This is a genomic window from Halorhodospira neutriphila (assembly GCF_016584055.1).
GTDB classification, from domain to species: domain Bacteria; phylum Pseudomonadota; class Gammaproteobacteria; order Nitrococcales; family Halorhodospiraceae; genus Halorhodospira; species Halorhodospira neutriphila.
In genome coordinates this window covers 1-5,147 of sequence record NZ_NRSH01000143.1, presented here as the reverse complement: position 1 = coordinate 5,147, position 5,147 = coordinate 1, and the positions used below count along the sequence as shown (strand labels likewise).

5 protein-coding genes are annotated in these 5,147 nt (G+C 72.6%); 1 reads left to right on the top strand and 4 read right to left on the bottom strand.

Going from position 1 to position 5,147, the window contains the following annotated elements; genetic code table 11:
* Positions 1–241: FmdB family zinc ribbon protein (locus CKO13_RS10445; protein WP_200260596.1), on the bottom strand; the 241-nt coding region annotated here is incomplete at its 3' end.
* A 203-nt stretch (positions 242–444) separates the two neighbouring features.
* On the opposite strand from CKO13_RS10445, the gene CKO13_RS10440 reads away from it, so the two are divergent.
* Positions 445–918: an SDR family NAD(P)-dependent oxidoreductase gene (locus tag CKO13_RS10440; RefSeq protein ID WP_200260593.1), complete on the top strand. Its 474-nt coding sequence runs from the start codon at positions 445–447 to the stop codon at positions 916–918.
* Here CKO13_RS10440 and clpB read toward each other — a convergent pair.
* The 3 genes from clpB to CKO13_RS10425 form a co-directional block, all read right to left on the bottom strand.
* On the bottom strand, positions 915–3,545 hold the full coding sequence (gene clpB, locus CKO13_RS10435) for an ATP-dependent chaperone ClpB (protein ID WP_200260590.1): 2,631 nt from the start codon (positions 3,543–3,545) through the stop codon (positions 915–917). The genes CKO13_RS10440 and clpB overlap by 4 nt on opposite strands.
* A gap of 102 nt (positions 3,546–3,647) precedes the next feature.
* A complete protein-coding gene (locus CKO13_RS10430) occupies positions 3,648–4,949 on the bottom strand; it encodes a diguanylate cyclase (protein WP_200260587.1) in 1,302 nt (433 codons plus the stop codon).
* Between the two features lie 37 nt (positions 4,950–4,986).
* Positions 4,987–5,139, bottom strand: a complete 153-nt coding sequence (locus CKO13_RS10425) for a laccase domain-containing protein (protein ID WP_420827067.1) — start codon at positions 5,137–5,139, stop codon at positions 4,987–4,989.
* Between the last annotated feature and the right edge of the window lie 8 nt (positions 5,140–5,147).

Here is a 5,147-nt window from a genome sequence, read left to right as displayed (position 1 = left end):
CGCCCCCCGAGGCGGAGGCGCTCGACTCGCCGCCGCCCTCGGCGACGTTGCGGCGGTTGCCGGACTTGAAGTCGGTCTCGTACCAGCCGCCGCCCTTGAGCCGGAAGGCGACCGCCGAGGGCACCCGCTTGAGCGCCGCCGCGCCGCAGGCGGGGCAATCGGTGAGCGGCTCGTCGGCGATCGCCTGGATGGCCTCCTCGCGGTGCCCGCAGCTGCGGCACTGGTACTCGTAGATGGGCATGGGCTCGCTCCTCCCTAAGGTGGGTGGGGGTGTCGTTCGGGGAATCGGGTACGCCGACCGATATCGATATAAGGGCGCAGACGGCAGGATACAAGAGCGGGGGCGGCCGAGTCCCCTGGCGGAGCGGGCCGACGGGCCAGGCCAGCGGGGGCGCGCCGCCGGCGCCTGGCCGAGCCCGCCGTGCGCCTGTAGGGTAAGGGGCCATGGCCCCGGCCGACCCGCAAGCGCCCCGCCCGCCGAGCGTGCTCATCACCGGCTGCTCGAGCGGCATCGGCTACGCCGCCGCCCACGCCCTCGCCCGCCGGGGCTGGCGCGTGGTGGCCACGGCCCGCCGCCAGGCGGACGTCGAGCGCCTCGCCGCGGCGGGCTTCACCGCGGCGCTGCCGCTCGACCTGCGCGATAGCGGCTCGATCCGGGCGGCGGCGTCGATGCGCTCGCGGAAGGCGCGGTGGGCGTTCTCGCGGAAGCGGCTGGCGATGGGCCCGGCGACGCCGCTGACCCTCGGCCCCGAGGCCGTCGCCGCCAAGCTCATCCGGGCCCTCGAGGACCCGCGGCCGAAGCCGCGCTACTACGTCACGCTGCCGACCTACCTGATCGCCGCGCTCCGGCGCGGCCTGCCGACCCGCTGGCTCGACCGCGCCCTGCTGCGGATGACCGCCGCCGAGCGGCGGGGCTAGCCCGCCGCCTCCTCGCCGACGACCTCGCCCTCGACGGCCGCCGGCTCGCGCTCGAAGACGAACTCGCCGTCGCGCACATCCACCCGGATGCGGTCGCCCGGGCCGAAGCGGCCCTCGAGCATCTCCCGGGCCAGGGTGTTCTCCACCTGGCTCTGGATGACGCGCTTGAGCGGCCGGGCGCCGTAGACCGGGTCAAAGCCGGCCTCGCCGATCTTGTCCAGGGCCGCGGCGCTGAGCTCGAGGCTCATGTCGCGGTCGGCGAGGCGCTCGCTGAGGTAGCCGACCTGCACCTCGGTGATGGCGCGGATCTGCTCGCGCGACAGCGGCCGGAAGACCACCACCTCGTCGATGCGGTTGACGAACTCCGGGCGGAACTGGGTGCCGACGATCTCCATGACCGACGAGCGCATGCGCTGGTAGTCCGCCTCGGCCTCGCCGGCCATGCCCTGGACGATCTCCGAGCCGAGGTTCGAGGTCATGACGATGACCGTGTTGCGGAAGTCCACGGTCCGGCCGTGGCTGTCCGTCAGCCGGCCGTCGTCGAGCACCTGCAGGAGGATGTTGAAGACGTCGGCGTGGGCCTTCTCCACCTCGTCGAGGAGGATCACCGAGTACGGCTTGCGCCGGACGTGCTCGGTGAGGTAGCCGCCCTCCTCGTAGCCGACGTACCCCGGCGGCGCGCCGATGAGCCGGGACACGGAGTGCTTCTCCATGAACTCCGACATGTCGATGCGCACCATCGCCTCCTCGGTGTCGAAGAGGAACTCGGCGAGGGCCTTGCACAGCTCGGTCTTGCCCACGCCCGTCGGCCCGAGGAAGAGGAACGAGCCGTTGGGCCGGTTGGCGTCGGCGAGCCCGGCCCGGGAGCGGCGGATGGCGTTGGCCACGGCGCTGACCGCCTCGTCCTGGCCGACCACCCGCTGGTGCAGGGCCTCCTCCATGCGCAGGAGCTTGTCGCGCTCGCCCTCGAGCATCTTGGCGACGGGGATGCCGGTCCACTTGGAGACGACCTCGGCGATCTCCTCGTCGGTGACCCGGTTGCGCAGCAGCTTCATGTCGTGCATGTCCGCCTGGGAGGCCATGTCGAGCTGGCGCTCGAGCTCGGGGATGCGCCCGTACTGCAGCTCGGACATGCGGTGCAGGTCGCCGGCGCGCCGGGCCGTCTCCACCTCCTGGCGGGCGCGCTCGAGCTCCTCCTTGATCGACTGCGTCCCCTCGACGGCGGCCTTCTCGGAGTTCCAGATCTCCTCGAGGCTCTGGTACTCCTGCTCGAGCTCGGCGATCTGCTCCTCGAGGGTGGCGAGGCGCTTCTTCGAGGCCTCGTCCCCCTCGTTCTTGAGCGCCTCGCGCTCGATCTTGAGCTGGATCAGCCGCCGCTCGAGCCGGTCCATGGACTCCGGCTTGGAGTCGATCTCCTGGCGGATCCGCGAGGCCGCCTCGTCGATGAGGTCGATGGCCTTGTCCGGCAGGTTGCGGTCGGTGATGTAGCGGTGCGAGAGCGTCGCCGCCGAGACGATGGCCGGGTCGGTGATCTCCACGCCGTGGTGGACCTCGTAGCGCTCCTTGAGCCCGCGCAGGATCGCCACCGTGTCCTCGACGCTCGGCTCGTCGACGAGCACCATCTGGAAGCGCCGCTCGAGGGCGGCGTCCTTCTCGATGTGCTGGCGGTACTCGTCGAGGGTGGTGGCGCCGATGCAGTGCAGCTCGCCGCGGGCGAGGGCCGGCTTGAGCATGTTGCCGGCGTCCATGGCGCCCTCGGCCTTGCCGGCGCCGACGATGGTGTGGAGCTCGTCGATGAACAGGATGATCTGCCCCTCCTGCTGGCCGAGCTCCTTGAGCAGCCCCTTGAGCCGCTCCTCGAAGTCGCCGCGGTACTTGGCGCCGGCGAGCAGCGAGCCGAGGTCGAGGGAGAGGACGCGCTTGTCCTTGAGCCCCTCGGGCACCTCGCCGTTGACCACGCGCTGGGCGAGGCCCTCGACGATGGCGGTCTTGCCGGTGCCCGGCTCGCCGATGAGCACGGGGTTGTTCTTGGTCCGGCGCTGGAGGACCTGGATGGTGCGGCGGATCTCGTCGTCGCGGCCGACGACCGGGTCGAGCTTGCCCTGCTCGGCGCGCTCGGTCAGGTCGATGGTGTACTTCTCCAGCGCCTGGCGCTGCTCCTCGGCGTTGGGGTCGTCCACCGACTGGCCGCCGCGGACCTGCTCGACGGCCCGCTCGACGGCCTCCTTGGTGGCGCCGGCCTGGCGCAGGGCCTCGGCGAGCTTGCTCTTGCCGTCGTCGAGGACGGCGAGCACGAAGAGCTCGCTGGAGAGGTACTGGTCCTTGCGCCGCTGCGCGAGCTTGTCCGTGAGGTTGAGCAGCCGGCCGAGCTCGTTGGAGAGGTGGACCTGCCCGCCGGCCCCGGAGACCTGCGGGATCTGCTCGAGCAGCTCGCCGAGCTGCGAGCGCAGCTTGCTGGTGCTCACGCCGGCCTGCTGCAGCAGCGAGCGGGTGCCCCCGCCCTCCTGGTCGAGCAGGGCCAGCATCAGGTGGGCCGGCTCGATGAACTGGTGGTCGCGACCCACCGCCACGCTCTGCGCGTCGGCGATGGCCATCTGGAACTTGGTGGTGAGCTTATCCATCCGCATGGTTCGACGCCTCCGGACCCTCGATCGGGCGAATTCCCCGGGGCGGCGCCGCCCGGCGCCGCCCGCTCCTAAGGAGAAAAGTGGGGGAGCCCGTGACGGTTTTCAATCCGCCAGGTCGGCGGCGCTGACCACGCGGTTGCGGCCGGCCTCCTTGGCCGCGTACATCGCCCGGTCCGCCGCCTCGAGGACCGCCTCGACGCTGCCGCCGTCGAGGCTGGCCACGCCGACGCTGGCGGTGACCGCCAGGTCCTCGCCGCCGTGGCCCACCTCGAGCAGCTCGATGCCGCTGCGGATGCGCTCGCCGAGCGCCGCGGCGCCGGCGCTGTCGAGCCCGAGGGTGACGACGTAGAACTCCTCGCCGCCGGCGCGCACCAGGACATCGGCGCGGCGCACCGTCCGGCGGAGCAGGTCCGCCGCGGCCTGGAGCAGGGCGTCGCCGCCGAAGTGGCCGACCCGGTCGTTGATCGCCTTGAAGTGGTCGAGGTCGACGACCACCGCCGCGAGCGGCTGCAGCGTCCGCCGGCCGGTCTCGGCGAGCTGCTCAGCGAGCTCGTCGAGGTAGCGCCGGTTGGACAGCCCGGTCAGCGGATCGCAGCGGGCGTTCGACTCGGCCTCGCGCAGCAGCTCGAGCAGGTCGACGTTGAGGTTGACGCGGACGCTGAGCTCCTCCTCGAGGAAGGGACGGGTGAGGAAGTCGTTGGCCCCGGCCTTGAGCAGCCGCGCCGAGAGGATCCCCGAGCCGTGGGAGCTGACGCCGATGATCCCGAGCCGCTGCGGCGGGTAGTGCTGCCGGAGCCGGCGGATGAGGGTCTCGCCGTCCATGCCCGGCATGTTCTGGTCGCAGAGCACCAGGCGGATACGGCTCTGCGCCTGCTCGACCGCCTTCAGGGCGTCCTCGCCGCCGCCGGCCTGGTAGCAGCGGTAGCCCCAGCGGCTGAGCAGCTCGACGAGGTAGGCCCGCGCCGTGCGCGAGTCGTCGACCACCAGCACGCCGACGCCCTGGTTGCGGTGGATGCGCCGGATCCCCGCCAGGACCGTCTCGACGGCGTCCGGGGCGGTCTTGACCACGTAGTCGCAGACCCCCGAGCGGATCAGCCGGTCGCGCAGGTCGTCCTCGATGCCGGCGGTGAGCACCAGGGCGGGCAGCGCCTCCTGGCTGACGATATCGCCGACCACCTCGCCGTCGGGGGCGTCCGGCAGGTGGAGGTCGAGGACCGCGGCGACGAAGCGCCCGCCGTACTCGGCGAGCGCCTCCCGGGCCTGCGCCCGGCTGCCGGCGGCCACCGTGCGCAGGCCCAGCTCGCTCTCGATCCGGCCGGCGAGCAGCGCCGCCACCGACCGGCTGTCCTCGACGACCAGCACGTGGTCCCGGGCGCTCGGCCCGGGGGAGAGGGGATCCGACATCAGCGCGCTCCTACGCTCGACCAGCCCAATGGCGCCTCTACCGCGGCGCGCGGTAGACCAGGGTCGCCATGCGCCCGGTGCGGCCCCCGTCGCGACGGTGGGAGAAGAGCCACTCCCGGGCAGCGTACGTGCACCAGGCGCCGCCGGCTACCCGCGCCACGCCGGCGCGGGCCAGGCGCCGGCGGGCCAGGGCGTAGA